Here is a 21,959-nt window from a genome sequence, read left to right as displayed (position 1 = left end):
ATCACACGTATTAAGGAATTGGCAACACTTTGCTCTCCTTGAAGGTAGACATGATCACCATCGTCTGTGTGCTGGCTACCTCATCGATTTCGTTAATCACATCAAGCATCAGCCCCTGATAAGACGAAATATCTTTCGCGATTACTTTAAGTAGAAAGTCGCCCGATCCGGTAATGTGGTGACACTCTATGATTTCGGCGATTTCGTTAACTTTTTCGACAAACGACATTGTGGTCTCTTTCTTATGACCGACAAGCGTAACCATAACAAATGTTGTTACGCCAAGACCGATTTTCTCGCGGTTTAACTGAGCATGGTAGCTCTGAATAATGCCCGATGTTTCGAGCTTCTTAACGCGTTCGAGAGTTGGTGCGGGCGAAAGGCCTATTTCTTTAGAAAGCTGAGCGTTGGTGATTTTAGCGTTTGCCTGGAGAATTTCTAATACGTTTCGATCTATCTGATCTAATTTCTGGCTCGACATAAATGATGCAGTCTATTAATACTGTGTTACAGGATGGCGCAAAGCTACCACCTTTTGAAATAGAAAATTCTTAAAACTTATTGGATTGATTCAAATCACAGAACAAATAGTGCCAATAATGTTTTAAATCGGCACAAAAGTAAGTATATTAAGCCAGATGCCAAATCAGGAAGATTACCGTTTACTAACCTTGTTCAGGGAAATTGCGCGCTGTTGAGCTGACTTGAATCGGGCATCTGTAACCGCTGATAAAGTTACGTGTTTCGTCGAACGTCCTTGTACACGCGCCCGCCATCTCCGCCACGAGGCCTGTTTTAACTCCCGACGCATCAGGTCGATAACGTCCTGTTCGGCCAGACCAAATTGCGCCTGGATAGCCTCGAAAGGAGTCCGGTCTTCCCAGGCCATTTCTACGATGCGGTCAATATCAGCGTCTGATAGGAGTATACTTGTTGTTGGTGATTTCATAATAGTAGCACTATAAATAAATTAAAATGCCTGATAGTATACAGATCTCGATTGAATTAGCGAAACCACATGCTGGGATCTGACCCAATGAGGTTTCTCAAAACTAACCAGTTCGGCAAATAGACCGAATGGCATGAACAGGATGATACTGGGTGTGGGTCTGTAAAAGAGCACTAGCCTTCACAACGTGCATAAGTCAAAAAACTTGTTGCGGAAGACAAATGTTCTTGCTGTATGAAAATGCGTAAAAAGACAGATTTGCCAACGAAAATATGCCCCGTATGCAATCGACCGTTTACCTGGCGCAAAAAATGGGAGCGTGACTGGGATAACGTCGTATACTGTAGCGACGCGTGCCGGGCAAATGGAAAAAGACAGAATTGACCGTAAAGTAGGCTAAGGTGTGCCCGACTATCGTTAATTTTGGCAGTTAACCTACACTGCCCAATGCGTCTGATTGCTTACAGTAGTCTATTGTTTTTCATTCTCCTTGTCACTGGTTGTCGGCACGCCAAGCCCGTTGTTGTGACAAAGAAGCCTGCCCCTAAACCCGCGCGTCCTGTTGTGGTTGTGCCAGCTCCCGAAAAACCAGTTGCTGTAAAACCACCTGCCCCCAAGCCTGTTGTCCCTAAGGTTCTTGTTGCTCCGGCTGATACACTTCCTTTTGATGAAGTAACTGACCTGACACCCGCGCCCCCAAAACGGGAGTTTCGGGCGGTATGGATTGCGACGGTTAATAATATTGACTGGCCAAGCAAAAAAGGATTGCCCGTTGCCGATCAACAACGCGAAATTTTGTCTATGTTCGATCAGCACCAGCAAATGGGCCTTAATGCGGTTGTTGTGCAGGTGCGGTCGGCCGCCGATGCGTTTTACGCCCGAAGTTCAGAGCCCTGGTCGGAGTGGCTGACGGGGCAACAGGGATTACCACCTGAGCCTTTTTATGATCCGCTGGAATTTATGATTGAGCAGGCGCACCAGCGCGGACTCGAATTTCATGCCTGGTTTAATCTGGACCGGGCCACGTTCGGCAAAACGGCCAGCATTGCGCCAACAAACATCATTTACCGTAAACCGGAATGGATGTTGAATTACGGCGGCAAAAAACTTTTTAACCTCGGCCTGCCAGCCGTTCGCTCCTACATTGCGGGTATTGTGGCGAACGTTGTTCGCGAATATGACGTAGACGGGATTCACTTCGATGATTATTTTTACCCATATGCCGAACCAGGTCAGGTGTTGCGTGATGATAGCACCTACAAAGCGAATTACAACGGCATGACCAAGGCCGACTGGCGACGCGATAATGTGACAAAACTCGTCAAGGAGTTGCGGGATTCCATTCGGGCAAACAAGCCCTGGGTAAAGTTTGGCATTAGCCCGTTTGGCATCTGGAAAAACCAAAGCAGTGACCCGGATGGCTCTGCCACCAACGGCGGACAATCCTATTATGAAATTTATGCCGACACCCGAAAATGGGTGCGTGAGGGGCTGATCGACTATATCGTGCCTCAGGTTTACTTTAGTTCAGAGTTCAATAGAGCCCCCTATAAAACACTGGTGGAATGGTGGACACGAAACTGCCCCGGTAATTGTCATCTGTACATTGGGCATGGTGCCTACCGGGTCGGGCGAGGTTCTGAACGGGACCCCGGTTGGTGGCGACCCACGGAATTTCCAGATCAGATGCGCTATAACCGGCAGCAGCAGGTCGTAAAGGGAAGCATATTCTTCAGCGCTAAAAATTTACAGATCAACCCACTCGCCATTCGGGATTCGTTACAGACAAATTTCTACCGGCATCCGGCACTTGTACCAACAATGACGTGGCTGGATAGTATTCCTCCCTTGCCACCCCGCGATGTAAAGGCGGCCATGACAGCTGAGGGTGTTGAATTATATTGGGAGCAATCGGCCGAAGCCAGCGATGGTGACGAGGCCAGTGCTTATCTTATCTACCGATTTGAAGGACGCCGACCGCGTTTGCTCACCAACGACCCCCGCTATATATTGGGGAGATGCACCGGCGAATCATCTACCCGCTTTCTGGATAAGACGGCTGATCCTAAAAAGAAATACACCTACGTACTCACAGCTCTCGATCGGCTTCAGAACGAAAGCCGGGAGGTGTCAATAAAAGTGCCTTAATTTACTGCACAAACGCCCGAACAACGTCCTCTACGGGCCGGGCCGTAGGGAAAAAACTCACAAGCTTGAACAGAATACCTTCAACAACCGCGTCGGGGCAGGAGGCTCCACAGGTTAATAGGACCGTAACTGGGTTGGATAATGGGCTATTTAGTTCAGAACCATTCGGTTGGGGAATGAAGTTTTCGGTTACGATTTCCTGCTTGGTATGCCCATCGAAGTGACGGATCAATGTAGCCGATAAAATCTTCTGTTCCGATTCAATAAAGTAAGTCGGCAATTTCTGTTCGCAGAGTTCAACAATGTGCGATGTATTGGAGGAGTTGTAGCCCCCCGCCACGATGGCGAAATCGGCCGGGTAGTTCAGTAGTGCGTAGGTGGCATCCTGATTATCGTTGGTAGCGTAACAAAGCGTATCGCGTGTGTTAGCGAAATGAGCCTCTACCGTGTCGGCTGTTAACGAATACTTCTGGGTCATTACCTGCTTCAGATAATCGGCAATGCTCTGTGTATCAGAAGCCAGCATTGTCGTTTGATTCACAACGCCAATACGTTGTAAGTCGCGGGTTGGGTCGAAACCAACAGAGAACTGGCCGTCAAACTCAGTGTAGAATTCTTCGATGGGTAACTCGCCTGTGATGTATTTGGCCAGCCGTTGTGTCTGGGCCATGTCCTTGACCACAACCGTAGGAGCCGCTTCTTTGCTGTGGGAGAACGTGGCGCGGGTTTCTTCGTGACTCGGCTTCCCGTGGACAATCACGGTATAATTTTTCAGACCAATCTGACTCGCCTTATTCCACACTTTTTCGACAAAAGGGCAGGTCGTATCGTATTTCTCAATATTGAGCCCTAATGCCGACAGTTGACTTTGTGTTTCCAGCGTTGTCCCGAAAGCCGGGATGATCACCACATCCTCTGGTGCTAGTTCCGACCATGGAATGAGTTGCCGCCCGCTTGTATCCATAATAAATCGGACGCCCCTGTCCTGCAAATCAGCATTGACATCGGGATTATGGATCATTTCACTAAGCAAAAAAATGCGCTTACCTGGGTTTTCTGCAATGGCTTTATATGCAATCTCAACCGCGTTTTCGACACCATAGCAGAAGCCGAAATGCCGTGCGATCAGCAGCCTGATTGGCCCAAAATCAAGTAGGGTAGGGGTGAAATCCCGTTTCAGTTTGTCCTGCTTCCGCCTAAACTCTTTCAGGGGGGTAATAATGCTGCTGCGGTAATACTCAGGTATATCGAACGATTTCATTGACACAAAAAGCGAACGAGTGAGAAGCAAAGTACGCCTGTCAACTCAGTAAGGATCATTTACGTAGAGAACAACAGAGCAAAAGCCTTCGTTCGATGCAAAGGTAACGACGAACGGCATTGGCCTGTAGCGGACAGAGTTGGCTTTTGTTATATTTGAGAAACACGGCACCATCACCGTCAAACGTATTTTAACTATACATGACAACTTCGTCTACTCAATTGGTTACTGCCTGGACCGGATGGGCCAAACTCCTCTTTCGCTTTAGCTGCATTTATATCCTTCTGTACATGTCTCCCCTGGGTTGGCTGGGCGATATTCCCGGCCTAAATCTACTCGGTGACTATTACGGTAGGGTGGAGGATTGGCTAGTCAGACTGAGCAATGAATACATCTTCCATATTAAGGACGTACTGGTGCCGTTAAATGGCAGTGGCGATACATCCTACGGATATGCCCAGTTATGTTTCTTTCTATCGGTGGCATGTCTGGGTACCATCATCTGGACAATCATTGATAGACGTACAAACTACAACACTGCGTATTACTGGTTGTTGGTGTTGGTTTGCTATTACATTGCCATGGTGGCCTTGCGCTATGGAATAATTAAACTGTTTGGTTTTCAGATGGTATTTCCACCGTTGAGTGCATTGGCTACTCCGTTGGGCGATCTTCTACCCATGCGATTTGCCTGGTATTTTATTGGATATTCAACACCTTACCAATTTTTTTCGGGCGCGGTTGAGGTGGTCGCTGGCGTGCTGCTGCTATTCCGTCGTACAAGCACATTAGGAGCTTTCGTAGCGGCCAGTGTGTTCTTGAATGTAATGATGATGAACCTCTGCTACGATATACCCGTCAAAATATTCTCTATTCACCTGTTTCTTCTGAGTAATTTTTTGCTAATCGGCGATGCCAAACGCTTGTTGAACTTCTTCGTCTTCAACAAACCAACGCAAGCCGCTCCTCGATTGGTATTGTCTAAAAAATGGATGAAAAGAAGTCAACTGGCGTTGAAAATCGCGTTTGTACTCCTGTTTTTCGTACTGCCGATCAGCCAATTTTTTTCTTCTTCCGACCAGGGACCTGCGCCTAAAAAACTGGCTACCGGATTCTTCACCGTCGATCAGTTTCAGGGTACTCCCGTCGATAGTTTACGCTGGAAGGATGTTGTTTTTGAAGCAAATAACTCAGGCAGTATTCTCACGGCAGATACGTTATTTCGGCAACGTTACCGTCGGGGTTATTTCAGTTATAAGCTCGATTCGGCAGCGCATACGATAGCGTTTAAAAAATTCGCCACAGATACAACCGCGCTATTTACCATGGCCTACACGATGCCCGATACGAATCAAATTCAGCTGCGGGGAAAAATTCGGAATGATTCAGTTGTTATCGGGCTCAAACGACAAAACCGCCATTTTCAACTGGCCGAACGGCAATTCCATTGGTTGTCTGAAGCGAACCGGTAATGCTACAAGATAGGCTGCCAGCGAGAGCGACCTCTACACGTAAACAAGACCCCATGCCCAGACGCCTGTTAAAATACAAAGACTACGACGTGCACAGCGTGACAACGATAGCCAATGGAAAGCGGAACGCGAACATCGTTACCTGGCTTACGCAGACAGATATGGGCAATAAGGTGCTGGCCGTCGCGCTGTATAAAGTCGATTATACCATTGAACTGGTTCGGGAAAGCGGTATCTTGAACATAAACTTACTGGCCGACGATCAGCCGGGGTTGATTCGTAAACTTGGCCAGCAGTCCGGGCGCGACAAAGACAAGTTCAAAAACCTGCCTCATGCCCTCGATGAACGGGGTTGTCCGTACCTGACGGAAGCCATTGGGTATGTGCAGTGCCGCGTGATGCACAGCACTGACGCCGGTGATCACGAGTTATTTATCTGTGACGTAATCAAACAAGTCGTGCTGAATCCAGACAAAACGGTGATGACGAACTCGTTTCTAAAAGCGAAGAAGCTGATACGCGGCTAATGTGCGTTCAACCTGAATGAATCAGCGAATCACTGATCATTCATAATTCATCATTTCCTTCAAAATATCGTCCAGATATTCGCGCGAATTAGCCAGCCGGGGCACTTTATGCTGACCGCCTACTTTGCCCCGGTGTTTCATCCAGGCATAGAATGTACCCGCTGGTACGACATGAATACGGGGGCGTTTGAGCACCATGTCATTGTACCGTTTGGCGTCGTAGTCAGAGTTTATTTGCCGGAGGGTTTCGTCCAGGATTTGATTAAACCGCTGCTGATTGTCGGGTTCCTGCGTAAACTCGATCACCCATTCGTGGCAGCCATTGGCGCCGTTACTCATGTAATTTGGGCCAGCTGTATAATCGGCGATAACGGCTCCCGTTGCCTCACAGGCCTGTGTAATCGCTGTTTCGGCGTTTTCAACAATAACCTCTTCGCCAAAGGCATTGATGAAATGCTTGGTACGGCCACTCACTTTTAGCCGGTGTGGATAGAGGGAGGTAAACCGAACCGTGTCGCCAACTTTGTAACGCCATAAGCCCCCATTGGTCGAAACGATCAGGGCGTAGTTTTTATCTAACTCGACCTCATCAATCGTGAGCGCCTTGGGGTAGGGTTGATCGGCTTCTTGGAGAGGAACGAACTCGTAAAAAATGCCATAATCGAGCATCAGCAGCATTTCGCCCACGCGGGTCAGGTCATCCTGGATGGCGAAAAAGCCTTCTGAGGCATTATAAACTTCCTGATAACGAACGGCTTTCGACGGAAAAACGTGGTGTTGGAACAGCTCCCGGTAAGGCTGGAAGTTAACGGCTCCGTGCATCATTACTTCAAAGTTTGGCCAAACTTCCAGAATATTGGCTTTACCCGTTAAGGCCAGAATTTTATCGATCAGCACCATTCCCCAGGTTGGCGTACCAAGTAAACTGGTTACGTTTTCCTGCGATGTGATCTCGGCCATGCGCTCCAGTTTGGCTTCCCATTCATCCATCAACGCAACCTGAATAGAGGGTGTACGGATATACTGGGCCCAACTGGGCAGATTCGCCATCACCACTGCCGATACGTCGCCAACAGCACTGTTCGTACCGAGCGTATTGGGGTGGAGACTGCCGCCGATGGACAAGCCTTTTCCCTCGAAGGCCCGGCTGTCCGGATTATTGGCCACGTACAGAGCCATCATGTCTTTGCCACCTTTGAAATGGCTCTCGTCGAGTGACTCGGTCGTAACGGGGATAAACTTGCTTCGGGCATTGGTTGTGCCCGACGATTTGGCAAACCAGCGCACCGGCGAGGGCCATAACACCTTGCTTTCGCCTTTCATGACCCGTTCGATATACGGGAACAGATCTTCGTAGCTCGAAACAGGCACCTGTTGCTGAAAATCGTGGATTGTCTGAATGGATTTATAGGCGTGCTTTTTCCCCCATTCTGTTCGGCGGCCTGCCCGAATAAGTTGAGTAAAGACCTTCTGTTGCACCGCACCGGGTTGTTTCATCATGGCGTCAATACGCGGCAGTCGCCGTTGGAGGAGCCATTTGAGCGTGGTATTTAGAACAGTCATGGGGCTAAAATAACATAAACTAACCAGATTGAGGAGGTTAGTGATGAAAACGTAAATCAGACCGATAGGGTTTATAATCCGTTTGCCCGGTCCGGGTAATCGGTAATCAAGCCATCGACTCCCCAGCTTTTGAGTCGTTCCATGTCGTCGCGCTGGTTGACTGTCCAGGGAATGATTTTAATTCCTTGCTGATGCAGCCGGGTAATTTTATCCTGGCTGATCAGCCGAAAATGCGGGCTGTAGATGTCGGGTTTGAAGCCAAGATCATTCAGGTTTTTTTCCGGGCTCCGCAAGTTTTCAACCAAAGCCGACAGCCGAACGGTAGGATACTTGCCTGCCTGCATTCCTTTTTTCCATTGGTTTAATATGGCAAAGTCAAAGCTCTGAATAACGATATGTGTCGGATCGATATTTTTTGCCAACAGTTGTTTTTTCAGTACGGCCTGCACCAGATCGCAAAAGGCCTCGGGTTCTGGCTGGCTCTTGTTATACTCGGAACGTTCACTTTTGATTTCAATATTGTACGAAAATGAGGGAAGAGCCTTTGCCTTTCGGTAAGCTTCGGTCTGTTCGATTACCTCGCTTAACAAAGGTTTGTAAACCTTGATCTTCTGTTGTTCCGGATAGGCGGGATTACCGTTTGAACCGACATCATACCCCTTGATATCGTCGTAATCCATCTCGTAAAGAACCAGATTTTTCTGCTCTTTCTTATCGACTGGTACGCCATTGGGAGCAATGCTGAAAGCCGAGTTGAAATAAGGTTCGTGCGAAACAACTACCTGCCGATCTTTACTAATAACTACATCCATCTCAAGAGTGGTTACACCAAGATCGATTGCTTTCAAGAAGGCAGGTATCGTGTTTTCGGGCATTAGTCCCCGACATCCCCGGTGCCCCTCCAGGTCGAACGGCGATGAATCTGACTGAATAAGAGTAACATGAGCCATGAAAACCAGGAGGACAAGCGAGCGCATAGAACAAATGAATAGGCTGTCAAAAGTACAGTTTCTTTTTTAGCCATGTTATTTTTCTAAGGGCCTCGACGGAACAACCCGTGAGGACTGCGATAGGTAGCCACTTCCATAACTGTACTCCATCTTCCGTTTTCTGCCACGGCTTACTGATGTAGAAAGCGAAAAAGTGCCTGATCCTACGCGTTTGTAGCTGATCTGGTCGTCCACTTCCCTGAATACGCGTAGTGGGCCGTTGTTCTGCGTCGCTATATAATATAATTGTCCGTTGCCTAGCATCAGGCAGGCCAGCGCTTTGGCGTCTTCATCGACGACAAAGCCAGAACTTGTGGGCGTGAGGGTCTTAAAATTTCCTCGTCCGTCGCCTAGCAGACACAAGCCCAGGCCAGCATCCTGCAAGCCGGATAGCACTTCGGTTGCGTAATCGTTGCCTGCAAGCAGAACGTCCAGGTTACCATCGTGGTTGAGGTCGGTGGCCAAACTGCCAAAAACGGGCGAAAACTGAGCTTCGATGGGCAACTCGTGTAGGACAAATGCACCTGCCCGGTTTTCGATATAGGCGGATTTTAAAAATGTCGCTCGTTTAATGAGGGCCTGTTTCTGGTCATCGGCTGATAGGAGACTGGCCAGGGTGGTTTTGCCATAGGCGGCATAAGACGTCATCTTCTTTTTGAAGGACGGAATCTGGTCAGTGAGCACATCACGGGGGTGAAATGGGTATTCGACTCCACCGTTGAAGAAACTCAGGATAGGATCGAGAGTGCCGTTTTTATCGTAATCAGCTGCGTATACCGAAACGGGCTGATTGCTGGACGCCTGCAATCGGCTGTTGAGGCCAACGTTTCCGGCGATGTAATCCATATCACCGTCGTTATCAAAATCACCGGCTGTCAAACTGTTCCAGAAACCAGTAGCGTTTGCTAGTTCAGGAGTCGGTTTTGGCGAGAATCCACGACCGGCTCGGTTTTTAAAGACACTAATGGGCATAAACTCACCCGCCAGCATCAGGTCCTGCCAGCCGTCGTTGTCTACGTCTGTCCAGAGGGCAGCACACACCAAACCCACGCGGCCAAGGCCAGGAGCCAGTTGGTCAGTTACGTCGGTGAAGCGAGCGTCTACTCCTCTTTCGCTGTCATTGCGCAACAAATAACTGCGGGCAGCTTCGGGATAGCGCTGCGGAACAATCCGCCCACCAATGAACAGGTCTACATCGCCATCATGATCGAAGTCCGTTGCTATGACGCATGAGCCACTTGACATGGTGTTGGGAAGCGCCTTTGGCGACGCCCGAAAATTTCCTTTTCCATCATTCAGGTACAGGCTATCCTGGCAACTGGCTTCGTCCCGGCCAAACTCCGTACTACCATGAACGGTGTATAGATCGAGATCGCCGTCGGTATCGGCATCGACTAACAGAACACCGGTCTCTTCGGGCTTTTTGGCCGGTCGGTCTTTGCGCCGAAATGTAGCTTTACCGGTAGACGCATCCGTTTGCTGTAGCAAAAACGTACCGCCTTTGTAGGCACTTCCCGCTATATATATGTCATCCAGTCCATTCCCATCCACATCACCGATGGCCATCCCCGGCCCAATTTGCGAATGTTTATGTGAAAGGAGTGTTTGCTGAGCTTTATAATCAACGAAATCGTCTTCCTGATGCTGGAAATTCAGACCATAAGAAGCCGGTACCTCCGTCAGTAGAGGCTTAGCTGAAGGCTGCATCTGCATAAACGAAGGAGGCTGGCGAACGGCCCTTCGTTCGTCCAGAACCACCGTTTGGTTCGTGACCAGATTGCGAATCACCTGTCCATTGCCCGTTGGCCATAGAACGTGGAGCGAATCAATCCGTTTGGCCTTGCCCATGCCCAGGTGAATACCCGATGCCATTGTCGATTGATAGCCGCGCTGCCGTGTGTATTCACTGTAATATAGCTGTCCTCCGGCCCAGACGGCCACTTTAGCGCCGAGCCCTTCCAGATTACCAGACATGCCCAGGAAGCTTATTTTTAGAAAGTGATTTGCTGATGAATCAGTCGTGTTTTCGATGGTTTTATTCTGGTAAATGAACGCCGGATCGTTGATGTTATTCATGACCAGATCCAGATCCCCATCGTTGTCAAAATCAGCATAGGCGGTGCCGTTCGTGAAAGAAGATTCCGAAAGGCCCCACTCCTGAGCAAGGTCTGTAAAGTGCAGATCGCCCGTGTTATGGAAGAGGAAATTTGGCTTGTAAACGGGCTCCAGATCATGGATGCGTTTTAGTAGCTGTGTACGACGGTCAGCATCGCTACCAAACGTACCTGACTCCCGGTTATAGCTGGTAAAATCCAGGTCGGTGATGTCTTTTCGATACCCATTGGTAATCAGCATATCCCGGAAGCCATCGTTATCCAGATCTGAAAAGAGCGCGCTCCAGCTCCAGTCCGTTGCGGCTGTACCGGCCAGATAACCAATATCAGAAAAGAGAGGCAACGCTGGCGAAGCAGAGGCTGTTTGTGCGCTCTGCCAGAAACCTCTGTTCAATTGCAGCATATTCCGGATGTACTGCGGTTGATAACCAAGGCGTCGGGCCATTTGGAAGCGGTCGTAGGGAATCGACGCGAACATCGTTTTCTGCCGCAGGTTGTCATCCGGCAGCATGTCGACAACGGCGAGGTCATTCAGGCCGTCATTATTGATATCGGCCATATCCATGCCCATACTGTTGTGACTCTGGTGCTTGAGGGTCTCCGCAATTCGATTGCTGAATGTTTTATTTTGATTGTTTACCAGCCAGACGTCATTAGACTGAAAATCATTGGCAACATAAATGTCTGGCCATCCATCCTGATTGACGTCGTTTATAATAACCCCCAGGCCCCACCCTTCATGTACCAGCCCGGCTTCATCGGAAACATCCGTAAAGTGTAATGCGGCCCGCCGGAGCGATGTATTTTTGATAGCTTGTTGCGAAATAGAATTATGGGATGTTGTCGGCGTGACGGCATCATTTCGGAAAAGTTTGTCCCGGCTGCGAGCGGAGCCGTCGTTGCGTGGGCCGGTAACGTTGTTCCGGTTAAAGGTTTCCAGGGCATTTGTCAGCAGAAAAACGTCCAGATCGCCATCGCGGTCATAATCCAGAAAGGTGGCTTGTGTGGAGTAGCTCGAATCGGCCAGACCGGCTGCCTGAGCCGACTCCTCAAAATGCGGAATACCGTTAGCGTCGTTTCCCTGATTAATGAACAGAAGATTAGGAACGGCTTTTTTACGGTCAGGATGAATTGTCGAAACATAAATATCCTGTCGGCCATCCTGATTAATGTCAGCGACGGCCACGCCCGTACACCAGTAGGCTGTCCGCACACCGGCCGAATCGGTTATGTCATTAAAGGTGAAGTTTCCCTTGTTGAGGTACATCCGGCTCGACACCTGATTGCCGGCAAAAAAGACATCAGCCAGCCCATCCCCGTTAAAATCGCCGACCCCGACACCACCTCCGTTGTAGAGGTATTCGAACTCCAGTACATTCAGTGAATCGCTTTCGGTAATGGTATTGGCAAAGTCGATCCCGGTATGGCTGGCGGTTAACCGTTCGAATCGCTTGGGCGTTTGGGTACAGCCGACCAGCGTAAGTAACCCTAATATAGTCAGCCTGACTAAGTAATGCATAGTTGAAATGTAGCAAAAATCCCCGGCCTGGCAACGCGGCCAGCCGGGGATTTTATCGTTTGAGTTGAGCGTTAGCCCGGCCCGGCCAGCGTACTAATAGCCCGGATTCTGGTCTTTCTGGGTCAATTTGCTGTTGTTGTCCAGTTCCTGTTGTGGAATGGGAAGTAACTCCTGCTTGCCTTTTGCGAAATACGGAATCGGGTCAGTTTTGAATTTATTCTGTGCCCGCCAGCGTAGAATGTCACGGTTGCGAATCTGCTCTCCAGCCTGTTCTACCCGTTTTTCGTGCATAACCGCCCGGAGCACTTCATCTTTGCTGTTTACCGGGTATTTTGCTGTTGGATAGGCGGGCATGGCTACGCTTTTCCGCGCCCGAACCTGGTTAAGAAGGGCAATGGCGTTGGCGCTGTTGCCGGTTTCATTCTCTGTCTCGGCCATCATCAGCAATACTTCGGCGTAACGGATCAGGCGCATATTGATGCCCGACGTATAAAACGTTTCATTGTTTTTGTACATCGCCGTGTATTTCCGCCAACTGATTTTCTGGGCCGTACCGTTGAAGATCGACGTATTGCCCTGCACCTGCGAATCCATCAGGGTGTTGAGTCCGTTGTTGTAAGTATCGCCGATGAAATAAAAATTATACTTCAGTCGCGGATCAGTTTTGGCATCGCCTTTGGCCGTATGCTCGTATTCGGCTAGTAAACTCTCTGACGGAATCAGGTTTCGCCAGCCAATAGCCGAGTATTCCTGACTCCGGGTCATGTTTTCATTGGCGCCGTTATCATTGCCGTCGGCATCCCAGTTAAACCCGCCGATTAGGGAAAAGCCTATTTCAAAAATAGACTCGGAGTTAAACTCGGTCTCCTCAATGAAGTTGTCGGTATATTCATCCGTCAACTTGTAGAGCCCCGAACTAATAATCGACTGCAGTTGGGTTTTGGCACTGGCGTAGTCACCTTTCTGCATGTACACCCTGGCCAGTAGCGCCTGAGCGGCCCCTTTCGTTGCACGGCCAAGATCCGCTCCGCTGAAACTGGCCGGTAAGTCAGTTTGGGCTGCCAGCAGATCAGTGGTTAGCAGGGTGTAAATCTCGTCGACGGAAGACTTGGCTTTTGTACCATTGACTTCAGTTACGTAATCTGTATACAGGGGTACCGCGCCCCAAAGCGTAACCAAATCGAAGTAGGCCAATGCGCGGAGAAATTTAGCTTCGGCCACTACCCGTTTTGCCAGCGTTGGGTTGTCTTTAACCGCCGGGCCGTTATCAATCACCACGTTGGCCCGGTGAATGGTCCGATAAAGGCCGTTCCAGACGGAAAAGGCTACGGGATTCGTCGGATTTTGAGCACCAATCAGAATTTGGCTGCGTGGCGCTTCTAACTGGCCACCGCCCGTCGCTACGTCGTCCGAACGAAGGTCATTGAGAAAGAACCACTCGCGGCCAGTCAGGTTGGCACTTTGCCAGACGGCATAGACGGAGTTAACGCCCTTAAGCAGTTCGTCGGATGTTTTGTAATAATTATCCGTAATAACCTGATTCGGATTCACTTTGTCGAGGCTGCTGGTACTGCATCCGAAGAACAGTCCCATGGCCACTATACCCGTTGTCCAATATGTCGATTTCATTGTGACGTTAGTTATGTCTAATTTCTTAAAAACCAAGTTGTAAACCTACCATAAACGTGCGGGCCTGTGGAAACTGACCATAGTCGATGCCATTGGTCAGCGTGGGATTGGTATTGCTGGTCCGTGAGCCGACTTCTGGGTCGTAGCCCGTGTATTTGGTGAAGGTCAGCAGGTTCGTTGAGGCTACATATACCCGGGCCCGGCTTAGTGTTCCGCGGGAGAACGACTGGAGAACGCCCGATGGTACAGAATAGCCAATGCTCAGATTTTTTAACCGCAGGTAAGAACCGTCTTCAATAAACCGGTCTGATGTACGGGTATTGCCGTTAGGGTCGCCGTCGACAGCCCGGGGCACGTCCGTATTCGTGTTGGTTGGTGTCCAGGCTCGTAAGACATCTGTCCCGGCGTTGAACAGCCGCAGCATTCCCTGCTCCAGCACTTTCACCCCATTATAAATTTTGTTGCCCTGAACACCCTGAAAAAACAGGGACATATCGAACCCTCTGTAGTTGGCGGAAAGGTTTAGGCCATACGTGAATTTAGGCAGGAAACTACCCAGATTTACACGGTCATTCGCGTCGATTTTACCATCGCCGTTTGTATCCACGAAGCGGAGGTCACCCGGCTTGGCATTGTCCTGGGTAGGCGCTGCTTTAATCTCATCGGCGTTCTGGAAGATACCTGCTACCCTATAGCCATAGAAATACTGAACCGACTGCCCGGCTTCGGTCCGGGTGATGTCGCCCCCGCCGTAATCGGCATTGGCTCCATTCAGCAATGGCGAAACCGTTGGCCCCAGACTTAGCACTTTGTTGCTGATAAAACTAATGTTGCCCGATGCATTAAAACGAAAAGCGCCTTTTGTTTTATTGTAGCCCAGTTGCATTTCTACCCCGTTGTTCCGCATGCTGCCGACGTTCACAATCGGCGACTGCGAGTAGCCAATGGAGGGCGCAATGGGCTGATTCAGAATCAGGCCATCCGTGTTGCGCTGATAAACTTCGGCAGAAAGGGTGATGCTGTTGCTAAACAAGCCCAAATCCACCCCGAAGTTGCTCATCTTGGTTACCTCCCATCTCAAATCAGTATTACCCAGCCGGTCGAAGTAGGTTCCCTGCGCCCGGGCGTCGCCCAGGATGGCATTGGTATTTTGAGAAACGGCTACCTGCCATGAGTAATCACCAATGCCGTTGAAGCCCATGGTGCCATAACTTGCCCGAAGTTTCAGTTCTGAAATGGCCGGAACATTTTTCAGGAAAGCTTCTTCGCTGACCCGCCAGCCTGCCGATACCGATGGGAAGTTGCCCCACTTATTGCCGGGAGCGAACCGGGATGAGCCGTCACGACGGAACGAGGCACCGAGTAAATACTTTCCGGCATATTCGTAATTAACACGGCCCAAATAGGAGAGGAGCACGTTTTGCGAGCGGGTGCCGGTTAAGCCTGCACTCGTGCTGATAACCGCACTCAACTCACGGATGGTGTTCGAAGCCGCCTGACCCGTTCCAATTATTTCCAGGGTGTTGCCCGCCTGCCGTTCCGCAACAGCCACGACATTCAGCGAATGCTTGCCAAAGGTCTTTTCGTAGGTTAACTGATTCGAGATCAGGGGAGACGAATAAGTGTATCGGTCGTCGGATATACTGGCTAAAGCACGCGCGTTGAAGCTTTCGCTATAAATAGGCAGGAATGAAAACGTACGTGCCGACACATAGTCGATACCACCCCGTAGCCGGTACGTCAGGCCGTCAATGATTTTCACATCCACATACGCGCTACCCAGAATCTTCATGCGTTGGGTAGTGCTCTGATCCTGCAAGGCAGCCCGTACCGGGTTTTGCGGATCGGAGCCATCCGACCCATCAGGGCCACGGTAGCCACCGGGCAGCGTTGGGTCTTCAACGGGCATGTAAGGCGTCATCCGGATCATGTTTTGCACCTGCGTTCGGCCACCAGCACTGACTTCGTTAAGTTTGTCATCATAGGAGATGGTGAGCGTCTGACCGAACGAAAAACGCTTGCTGATGGCGTGGTCGGAGTTGATACGGAAATTGCCGCGCTTGTAGCCCGTTCCAATCATGATGCCCTGCTGATTGAAATAGCCAACAGATGAATAAAAACGTGACTTTTCATTGCCACCCGACAATTGAACGCTATGCTGGGTAATGGGCGCATTCCGAAACACCGCTTTCTGCCAGTCAGTATCCGTTTGAGCGTAGGTTTGGGTTGCCCCGGCGTAAATGGGTTGATTTAGGTTCGCAAATCGGGTTGGCACCGGCTGCCCAGCATTGGTGCGCAAGGCCGTTCCAAATTGAATGTATTCGTCCCGATTCAGCAGATCAAGTTGACGCCAGGCACTTTGCGTACCCACGTACCCGTCGTAGTTGACGTGTAGTTTACCATCGCCGGTTCCTTTTTTTGTTGTAACGATAATAACGCCGTTGGCTGCCCGCGACCCATAAATAGCGGCCGAGGAAGCATCTTTCAACACATCGACCGACTCAATGTCACGAGTGTCGAAGTTATTGAGATCACTGGTCGGAAAGCCATCGATAACATACAGCGGATTGGCTGCATAGTTAATTGAGCCAATACCCCGGATGCGCACAATCGGGGTTTCGCCGGGCGAGCCGTTCCCTACAACGGTCACGCCGGGCACGCGCCCCTGAATAGCCTGCTCGACACTGGGTACCGGCAGTTGGGTCACTTCCTGCGCCGATACCGACGAGATCGCGCCGGTTACCGATGCCCGCTTCTGTGTACCATAGCCAACAACAACGACTTCGCTGAGCGCTTTGACATCGTCCTGTAATGTGATTGTAATGCGGCTTCGACTCGATACCGGTACTTCCTGAGACACATAGCCTACGAAGCTAAAAACGAGTGTTGCGTTGTCTGGTGCGTTCAGATTATAGTCGCCGGTGGCGTTGGTTGTGGTACCCCGGTTGGTTCCTTTGATAATAACGCTGACGCCGGGAATACCCTGCCCGTTTTTATCCAGCACCTTTCCATTGATATCGGCCAGCGGTTGAGCCGACGTCATGGACCAGCCAATTCGTTCAAGCTTGTTGATTGTCTGTGTAGGCAACGTCACGGCCTCGCTTGTCTGATCGGAATTAACCTTGGAGTCGATGTGCTCAATTTTCCGAAAAAGCCGGTTATTCTTTTCCTTCATTGACACAATGGCGTAGAAATTTGGTTGAACTTTCCGGTAAGTCAACCCCGTCGTGGTCAATAGACTGGTCAACTCAGCCTCCAGATTCTGGTCATGCCGATTGGTCATGATAACTTTCGTATTAACCAGATTGGTTGGGTAAATGAATGATACGCCGTAGTGCTTCTCAAGTTCACCTAAGGCACTTTTGAGCGAAATCAGGCGAGTGTCGGTTGTCCGGCTCTGATAGGAAGCATACCGATTGCTGGAAGCCAGAAGTTGGGCCTGAGCGGGTATACTACCAATCACAAGCAGCAAACCAAGTGCAATTAGCTGTTTAGTCATAGTTTTGGAAAGGTGATTCATTGGATAATGATACGGTTTGAGTGTTGAGTAATGCGGAGGTCGAATAAGGTAGAAAGTCCATTCAGAATGGTTTGCATAGATTGATTCGGGATGGTGCCGGACAAAGTCTGCTGGCGCAAGTCGGGGTCGGCAATAACGACAGTCACCCCGTAGGTATCTTCCAGCATTTGCGCGACTTCCTGAAGTGTAGTGCCATCAAAGGTTAGCTTACCGGTTTGCCAGGCCGATTGAGCAGCGGCATCAACGCGCTTACGGTAGTATACCTTTGCCTTCACATCTGCGTAAAACAGGTCACCGGGTTGCATGATTAATTTCTCCTTCGCCTGTTCGCCTACATCGAGTCGAATTTTGCCATTGTTCAGCACGACCTTCGCCCGATTTTCCCGCGCCATTACATTGAACTGAGTACCCAGTACCTCGATGTTCAGCTTATTGGGTAAGTGGACCACAAATCGTTCATGATTTCGCTGGTGCGTTACCCGGAAAAAGCCTTCGCCATTCAGCCACACTTCGCGGGTTTGGTGGCCCGCCCAGCGAGGAGCATAACGCAGGCGACTATTGCCATTCAGGGTAACAACCGAGCCATCTGGTAAGGTGAGCGTCGACATTTTCCCGAAAGCCGTTTGGTGAATCAGATCGTCTGGGTATATTTCCTTGTAGCCATAAAAAGCAGCCGTTGCCAACACCAAAGCCCCAATAAGTACGGCAGCCCAGCGCATGGGTTGATGCCACCAGGGTAGTTGCCGGACGGGTGTCTCGACAACGGGTATAGCAGGAGGCATTCGCTGGCGAATCGATGCGAGCAGTTGATCTGCATCAGGAGCCGGAACGTTGGGCGGAGCATGCCAGTCTGCTTGTTCGAGTTGTGTGTCGAGCCGATGGGTCAGGTACGTCTGTCCCTCATCGGTCGCAAACCAATCCAGTACTTGTTGTGCTTCGTTGGCTGTAATCTGGTTGGCGAAGTAGCGTTGGAGTAACTGTTCGGTCATAGGTATAAAAAGCCTGATTGCTTACCTATACACCAGTCAGAAAAGAAAGTATTATTGAAAAGAGAAAAATATTTCTGGATTAATTCCAAAAAGAAGCAACTAGCAGTAGTATGGCTTCGATACCCGCATGTTGACGTAAATAATTCCGAAGAAACTGGCAGGCCTGGTAATAATGGACCTTAACCGTATTGATGGAAATGTGAAGTTTAGAAGCTACTTCTTCATTCGACAGACCCTGTTCGGAACGAAGCATAAAGACCAGCTTCCGCTGGGCCGGTAATTGCCGGAGACCATCCAGAAAGACAGAGCCGTATTCGTTGAGCGTGAGGGTTTCTTCCGTAGTTGTATCAACTTTGGCTTGGGTCGTCTGATGGTCTAAGTGACGAAGAATAGCTCGTTTTTCGTCCCGAATAACATTTAGTACCTGATGCCGCATGGCTGTAGCCAGGTAGTTTCTAAGGGACTGAGATTCGTCCAGTTGTGCCCGGTGTGTCCACAGTTTAAGGTATACCTCCTGAAGCGCATCCTCAGCCAGGTCGGGATTTTTTACATATTGAATAGCAATGCTGTACAGATAATGGTAATATCGCCGAAACAATGTCTCGAACGCTACCTCGTCGTCTTGTCTCAAACGAAGTGTCAATTCCATGTCTGTCAGTTCCATATCGTTTTTCGAAAGAACTTGCTAGGGAGCCAGATCAAAATGAGTTTCTAATTTGGCGTTACCGACAAATTTAAAAAAGAATTCATCTGATTAGGAAAAGAATACTTTTTATTTGCTGTGTGCAATAGTAAATGTACATTTATTCTCCGTTGCTTGTCTTTATGATGCGTTACACCAAGGCGATCACTGTTTCGCTACTTACCGTACTAGTTGTTTGGGCACTCAATCGCCCCTGGGGGAGTATACCAGCTTTTGGCCCTCTACTGAGCCCCTTTGTTGGATTCTGGCAAAATGCCGAGGCAGTTAATAACACTGATGAAGAGATTATCCTAAACGGGACCAACTCTCCCGTTACGGTTGTCTTCGACGAACTGGCTATTCCCCATGTATTTGCCCAGAATGACCACGACGCTTACTTCGCCCAGGGTTACCTTACCGCCCGCGACCGACTTTGGCAAATGGAGTTTCAAACGCACGCGGCTGCTGGGCGCGTTTCTGAACTGGTAGGCGACAAGGCTCTGGAACTGGATCGGTACAATCGCCACCTCGGCATGGGTTTCGGGGCCGAACGGGCGGTAAAAGAGATGCTAACGGATCCCCGTTCGAAGGAGTCGGTTGAGGCTTACACAGCCGGTGTAAATGCTTGGATCAATCAGCTAAAACCGGCACAATATCCTCTGGAATATAAATTGCTCGGATACGCACCTGAACCCTGGCAACCCATTAAATGTGCTTACTTCCTGAAATACATGTCGGGCGTACTAGCCCTCGGCGCCGATGACCTCAACATGAGCAACGTCTTGAAAAAGGTTGGCCCCGTTGTTACGGCCGATCTTTTTCCGGATTATCCATACCGCGAAGACCCTATCGTTCCCGTAGGCACAAAGTGGGACTTTACGCCCGTCAAGGTGCCTGCCATGCCCGACAATGTTTTGCCCGATACAAAGCCCGTTGCCATGACGTGGCAGGAACATGATCCCGGCATTGGCAGTAACAACTGGGCCGTTGGCCCCCAGAAATCCGCAACGGGCTATCCTATTCTGGCCAATGACCCACATTTGTCGCTGAGTTTACCCTCGATCTGGTACCAGATGCAGTTGGTGACGCCAACCATGAATGTGTACGGAGCTACCATGCCTGGCTCACCGGGGGTCATTATTGGCTTTAATAAGCAGGTCGCCTGGGGAGTCACCAATGTGGGCGCTGATGTGCTCGATTTTTACCAGATTCGGTTCAAAGATGCGTCACGGCGTGAATACTGGCATAATAACCAGTGGAAACCGGTTCGCCGTCGGCTGGAGATTATCAAGGTAAAAGGGAAGCCAGATGTTGTCGATACGGTATTATACACACATCATGGACCGGTTATGTATGAGGCTGGTCAGAAGCCATTTGCCAAAAACGTTCCGGTTGGTTACGCGGCCCGTTGGATCGCCCACGAAGCGTCCAATGATTTCCTGACCTATTATTTGCTCGATCGCGCCAAAAACCACGATGATTACCGGAAGGCGCTATCGTATTATGGCGCCCCGGCTCAAAACTTCGTTTTTGCCGATGTAGCCAAAGACATTGCCATATCACCCAATGGCCGTTTTCCGCTCAAGTGGAAAGACCAAGGCAAATTTTTGCTGGATGGTACTAATCCTGCCCACGACTGGCAAGGCTGGATTCCGGCCAGTCAGAATCCCCATGTGAAAAATCCGCCCAGAGGGTTTGTCAGTTCGGCCAACCAATCGTCTACCGACCCAACTTATCCTTATTACATTAACTGGCAATTTGCACCCGCCGAGCGGGGCACTCGCATTAACCAGCGATTGGCCGCCATGCAACAGGTCACCCCCGATAGTTTGCGGATGCTGCAGAACGATAACCTGAATTTGCGGGCGGCCCATGCGTTGCCAGTTTTTCTGCCTTATGTGCAGGAGAAGACGTTGACGGGAGAACAGGCAAAGGCGTTGGCCATCATGAAGACGTGGCGCTATAACCACGACGTTGCCGAAACGGCACCTACCATTTTTACGGAGTGGATGCGCCAGTACATGGATGGTGTCTGGAAAGATGATTTTCCGAGTAATGATACAACCACACTGCGTTATCCAAGTTTCGACCGGACGCTTCAGCTTGCTGAAAAAGAGCCTATGGCACACTGGTTTGATGACATCACGACGCCTGCTCAGGAGACAATCGGCAACGTGTTGACCCAAAGCTTTCGACTGGCAGTTGATTCGCTCGTCCGCCAGCATGGACCCATCGGTACGGCCTGGCAATGGGGAACTCATAAAGGCACCCGCATCAGTCATTTAGCCAGGCTGGATGCGTTGAGCGCATTAAATGTACAGATTGGCGGAGGACGCGATATTGTGAACGCCACGACGGAGCGAACCGGCCCATCGTGGCGAATGGTCGTTGCTCTTGGCCCGACGCCCAAAGCCTACGGTGTCTATCCGGGTGGGCAATCGGGTAATCCCGGTAGTCCCTATTACCTGAATATGCTCGAAACCTGGCGGACCGGTCAGCTGAATGAATTGCTGTACCTACAATCAGCGCAGGACAAAAGCCCCCGGATTAAGCGGAAAATGATCTTGAAATAAAGTGGACGTTGGGTCTGCCAATAA

General features: G+C 49.9%; 15 protein-coding genes. 5 read left to right on the top strand and 10 right to left on the bottom strand.

The window, feature by feature from the left end; translation table 11 throughout:
• Positions 1–10: 10 nt before the first annotated feature.
• Complete coding sequence (locus SD10_RS25880) at positions 11–481, bottom strand: Lrp/AsnC family transcriptional regulator (protein WP_046578019.1); 471 nt, start codon at positions 479–481, stop codon at positions 11–13.
• Between the two features lie 174 nt (positions 482–655).
• A complete protein-coding gene (locus tag SD10_RS25875; protein WP_046578016.1) occupies positions 656–949 on the bottom strand; it encodes a TIGR03643 family protein in 294 nt (97 codons plus the stop codon).
• Positions 950–1,183: 234 nt separating this feature from the next.
• On the opposite strand from SD10_RS25875, the gene SD10_RS29255 reads away from it, so the two are divergent.
• Both SD10_RS29255 and SD10_RS25870 read left to right on the top strand, forming a co-directional pair.
• Positions 1,184–1,333: a DUF2256 domain-containing protein gene (locus SD10_RS29255; protein WP_082111693.1), complete on the top strand. Its 150-nt coding sequence runs from the start codon at positions 1,184–1,186 to the stop codon at positions 1,331–1,333.
• A 63-nt stretch (positions 1,334–1,396) separates the two neighbouring features.
• The gene (locus SD10_RS25870; RefSeq protein WP_046578015.1) at positions 1,397–3,097 is read left to right on the top strand and encodes a glycoside hydrolase family 10 protein; all 1,701 of its coding nucleotides are present in this window, start codon (positions 1,397–1,399) and stop codon (positions 3,095–3,097) included.
• A 1-nt stretch (position 3,098) separates the two neighbouring features.
• Here the strand turns inward: SD10_RS25870 and SD10_RS25865 are convergent, their stop codons facing one another.
• Entirely contained in the window at positions 3,099–4,358 is a 1,260-nt protein-coding gene (locus SD10_RS25865; protein ID WP_046578013.1) for a 4-hydroxy-3-methylbut-2-enyl diphosphate reductase, read from the bottom strand.
• A 200-nt stretch (positions 4,359–4,558) separates the two neighbouring features.
• On the opposite strand from SD10_RS25865, the gene SD10_RS25860 reads away from it, so the two are divergent.
• Positions 4,559–5,830 carry a hypothetical protein gene (locus SD10_RS25860; RefSeq protein ID WP_046578011.1) on the top strand — a complete coding sequence of 424 codons (1,272 nt, stop codon included), beginning with the start codon at positions 4,559–4,561 and terminating at the stop codon, positions 5,828–5,830.
• A gap of 53 nt (positions 5,831–5,883) precedes the next feature.
• Positions 5,884–6,357, top strand: a complete 474-nt coding sequence (locus tag SD10_RS25855; protein ID WP_046578009.1) for a flavin reductase family protein — start codon at positions 5,884–5,886, stop codon at positions 6,355–6,357.
• Positions 6,358–6,393: 36 nt separating this feature from the next.
• Here the strand turns inward: SD10_RS25855 and SD10_RS25850 are convergent, their stop codons facing one another.
• From SD10_RS25850 to SD10_RS25820, 7 genes are all read right to left on the bottom strand, one after another.
• Positions 6,394–7,920 carry a GH3 auxin-responsive promoter family protein gene (locus SD10_RS25850; RefSeq protein WP_046578007.1) on the bottom strand — a complete coding sequence of 509 codons (1,527 nt, stop codon included), beginning with the start codon at positions 7,918–7,920 and terminating at the stop codon, positions 6,394–6,396.
• 71 nt (positions 7,921–7,991) lie between these two features.
• A complete protein-coding gene (locus SD10_RS25845) occupies positions 7,992–8,897 on the bottom strand; it encodes a glycerophosphodiester phosphodiesterase family protein (RefSeq protein WP_179945477.1) in 906 nt (301 codons plus the stop codon).
• A 48-nt stretch (positions 8,898–8,945) separates the two neighbouring features.
• Complete coding sequence (locus SD10_RS25840; protein WP_046578005.1) at positions 8,946–12,542, bottom strand: VCBS repeat-containing protein; 3,597 nt, start codon at positions 12,540–12,542, stop codon at positions 8,946–8,948.
• A gap of 93 nt (positions 12,543–12,635) precedes the next feature.
• Positions 12,636–14,171 (bottom strand): RagB/SusD family nutrient uptake outer membrane protein, encoded by a 1,536-nt coding sequence (locus tag SD10_RS25835; RefSeq protein WP_046578003.1) that lies wholly within the window; start codon positions 14,169–14,171, stop codon positions 12,636–12,638.
• A gap of 25 nt (positions 14,172–14,196) precedes the next feature.
• Complete coding sequence (locus SD10_RS25830) at positions 14,197–17,670, bottom strand: SusC/RagA family TonB-linked outer membrane protein (RefSeq protein ID WP_227699071.1); 3,474 nt, start codon at positions 17,668–17,670, stop codon at positions 14,197–14,199.
• A 17-nt stretch (positions 17,671–17,687) separates the two neighbouring features.
• Entirely contained in the window at positions 17,688–18,680 is a 993-nt protein-coding gene (locus tag SD10_RS25825) for a FecR family protein (protein WP_052731296.1), read from the bottom strand.
• A 79-nt stretch (positions 18,681–18,759) separates the two neighbouring features.
• Positions 18,760–19,344 carry an RNA polymerase sigma factor gene (locus tag SD10_RS25820; protein WP_046577999.1) on the bottom strand — a complete coding sequence of 195 codons (585 nt, stop codon included), beginning with the start codon at positions 19,342–19,344 and terminating at the stop codon, positions 18,760–18,762.
• Between the two features lie 164 nt (positions 19,345–19,508).
• Between SD10_RS25820 and SD10_RS25815 the strand changes: the two genes are divergently transcribed.
• Positions 19,509–21,935 carry a penicillin acylase family protein gene (locus tag SD10_RS25815; protein WP_046580171.1) on the top strand — a complete coding sequence of 809 codons (2,427 nt, stop codon included), beginning with the start codon at positions 19,509–19,511 and terminating at the stop codon, positions 21,933–21,935.
• Positions 21,936–21,959: the final 24 nt, after the last annotated feature.

The sequence above is a fragment of the Spirosoma radiotolerans genome (assembly GCF_000974425.1).
Classification (GTDB): Bacteria; Bacteroidota; Bacteroidia; order Cytophagales; family Spirosomataceae; genus Spirosoma; species Spirosoma radiotolerans.
The sequence above is the reverse complement of the archived record's forward strand: the minus strand, read 5'-3'. Positions and strand labels throughout refer to the sequence as shown.

What these genes read in the sequence shown, in the direction of transcription:
- SD10_RS25880 (WP_046578019.1), bottom strand. Translation starts at nt 481, where the DNA reads ATGTCGAGCCAGAAATTAGATCAGATAGATCGAAACGTATTAGAAATT.
- SD10_RS25875 (WP_046578016.1), bottom strand. Translation starts at nt 949, where the DNA reads ATGAAATCACCAACAACAAGTATACTCCTATCAGACGCTGATATTGAC.
- SD10_RS29255 (WP_082111693.1), top strand. Translation starts at nt 1,184, where the DNA reads ATGAAAATGCGTAAAAAGACAGATTTGCCAACGAAAATATGCCCCGTA.
- SD10_RS25870 (WP_046578015.1), top strand. Translation starts at nt 1,397, where the DNA reads ATGCGTCTGATTGCTTACAGTAGTCTATTGTTTTTCATTCTCCTTGTC.
- SD10_RS25865 (WP_046578013.1), bottom strand. Translation starts at nt 4,358, where the DNA reads ATGAAATCGTTCGATATACCTGAGTATTACCGCAGCAGCATTATTACC.
- SD10_RS25860 (WP_046578011.1), top strand. Translation starts at nt 4,559, where the DNA reads ATGACAACTTCGTCTACTCAATTGGTTACTGCCTGGACCGGATGGGCC.
- SD10_RS25855 (WP_046578009.1), top strand. Translation starts at nt 5,884, where the DNA reads ATGCCCAGACGCCTGTTAAAATACAAAGACTACGACGTGCACAGCGTG.
- SD10_RS25850 (WP_046578007.1), bottom strand. Translation starts at nt 7,920, where the DNA reads ATGACTGTTCTAAATACCACGCTCAAATGGCTCCTCCAACGGCGACTG.
- SD10_RS25845 (WP_179945477.1), bottom strand. Translation starts at nt 8,897, where the DNA reads ATGCGCTCGCTTGTCCTCCTGGTTTTCATGGCTCATGTTACTCTTATT.
- SD10_RS25840 (WP_046578005.1), bottom strand. Translation starts at nt 12,542, where the DNA reads ATGCATTACTTAGTCAGGCTGACTATATTAGGGTTACTTACGCTGGTC.
- SD10_RS25835 (WP_046578003.1), bottom strand. Translation starts at nt 14,171, where the DNA reads ATGAAATCGACATATTGGACAACGGGTATAGTGGCCATGGGACTGTTC.
- SD10_RS25830 (WP_227699071.1), bottom strand. Translation starts at nt 17,670, where the DNA reads ATGACTAAACAGCTAATTGCACTTGGTTTGCTGCTTGTGATTGGTAGT.
- SD10_RS25825 (WP_052731296.1), bottom strand. Translation starts at nt 18,680, where the DNA reads ATGACCGAACAGTTACTCCAACGCTACTTCGCCAACCAGATTACAGCC.
- SD10_RS25820 (WP_046577999.1), bottom strand. Translation starts at nt 19,344, where the DNA reads ATGGAACTGACAGACATGGAATTGACACTTCGTTTGAGACAAGACGAC.
- SD10_RS25815 (WP_046580171.1), top strand. Translation starts at nt 19,509, where the DNA reads ATGCGTTACACCAAGGCGATCACTGTTTCGCTACTTACCGTACTAGTT.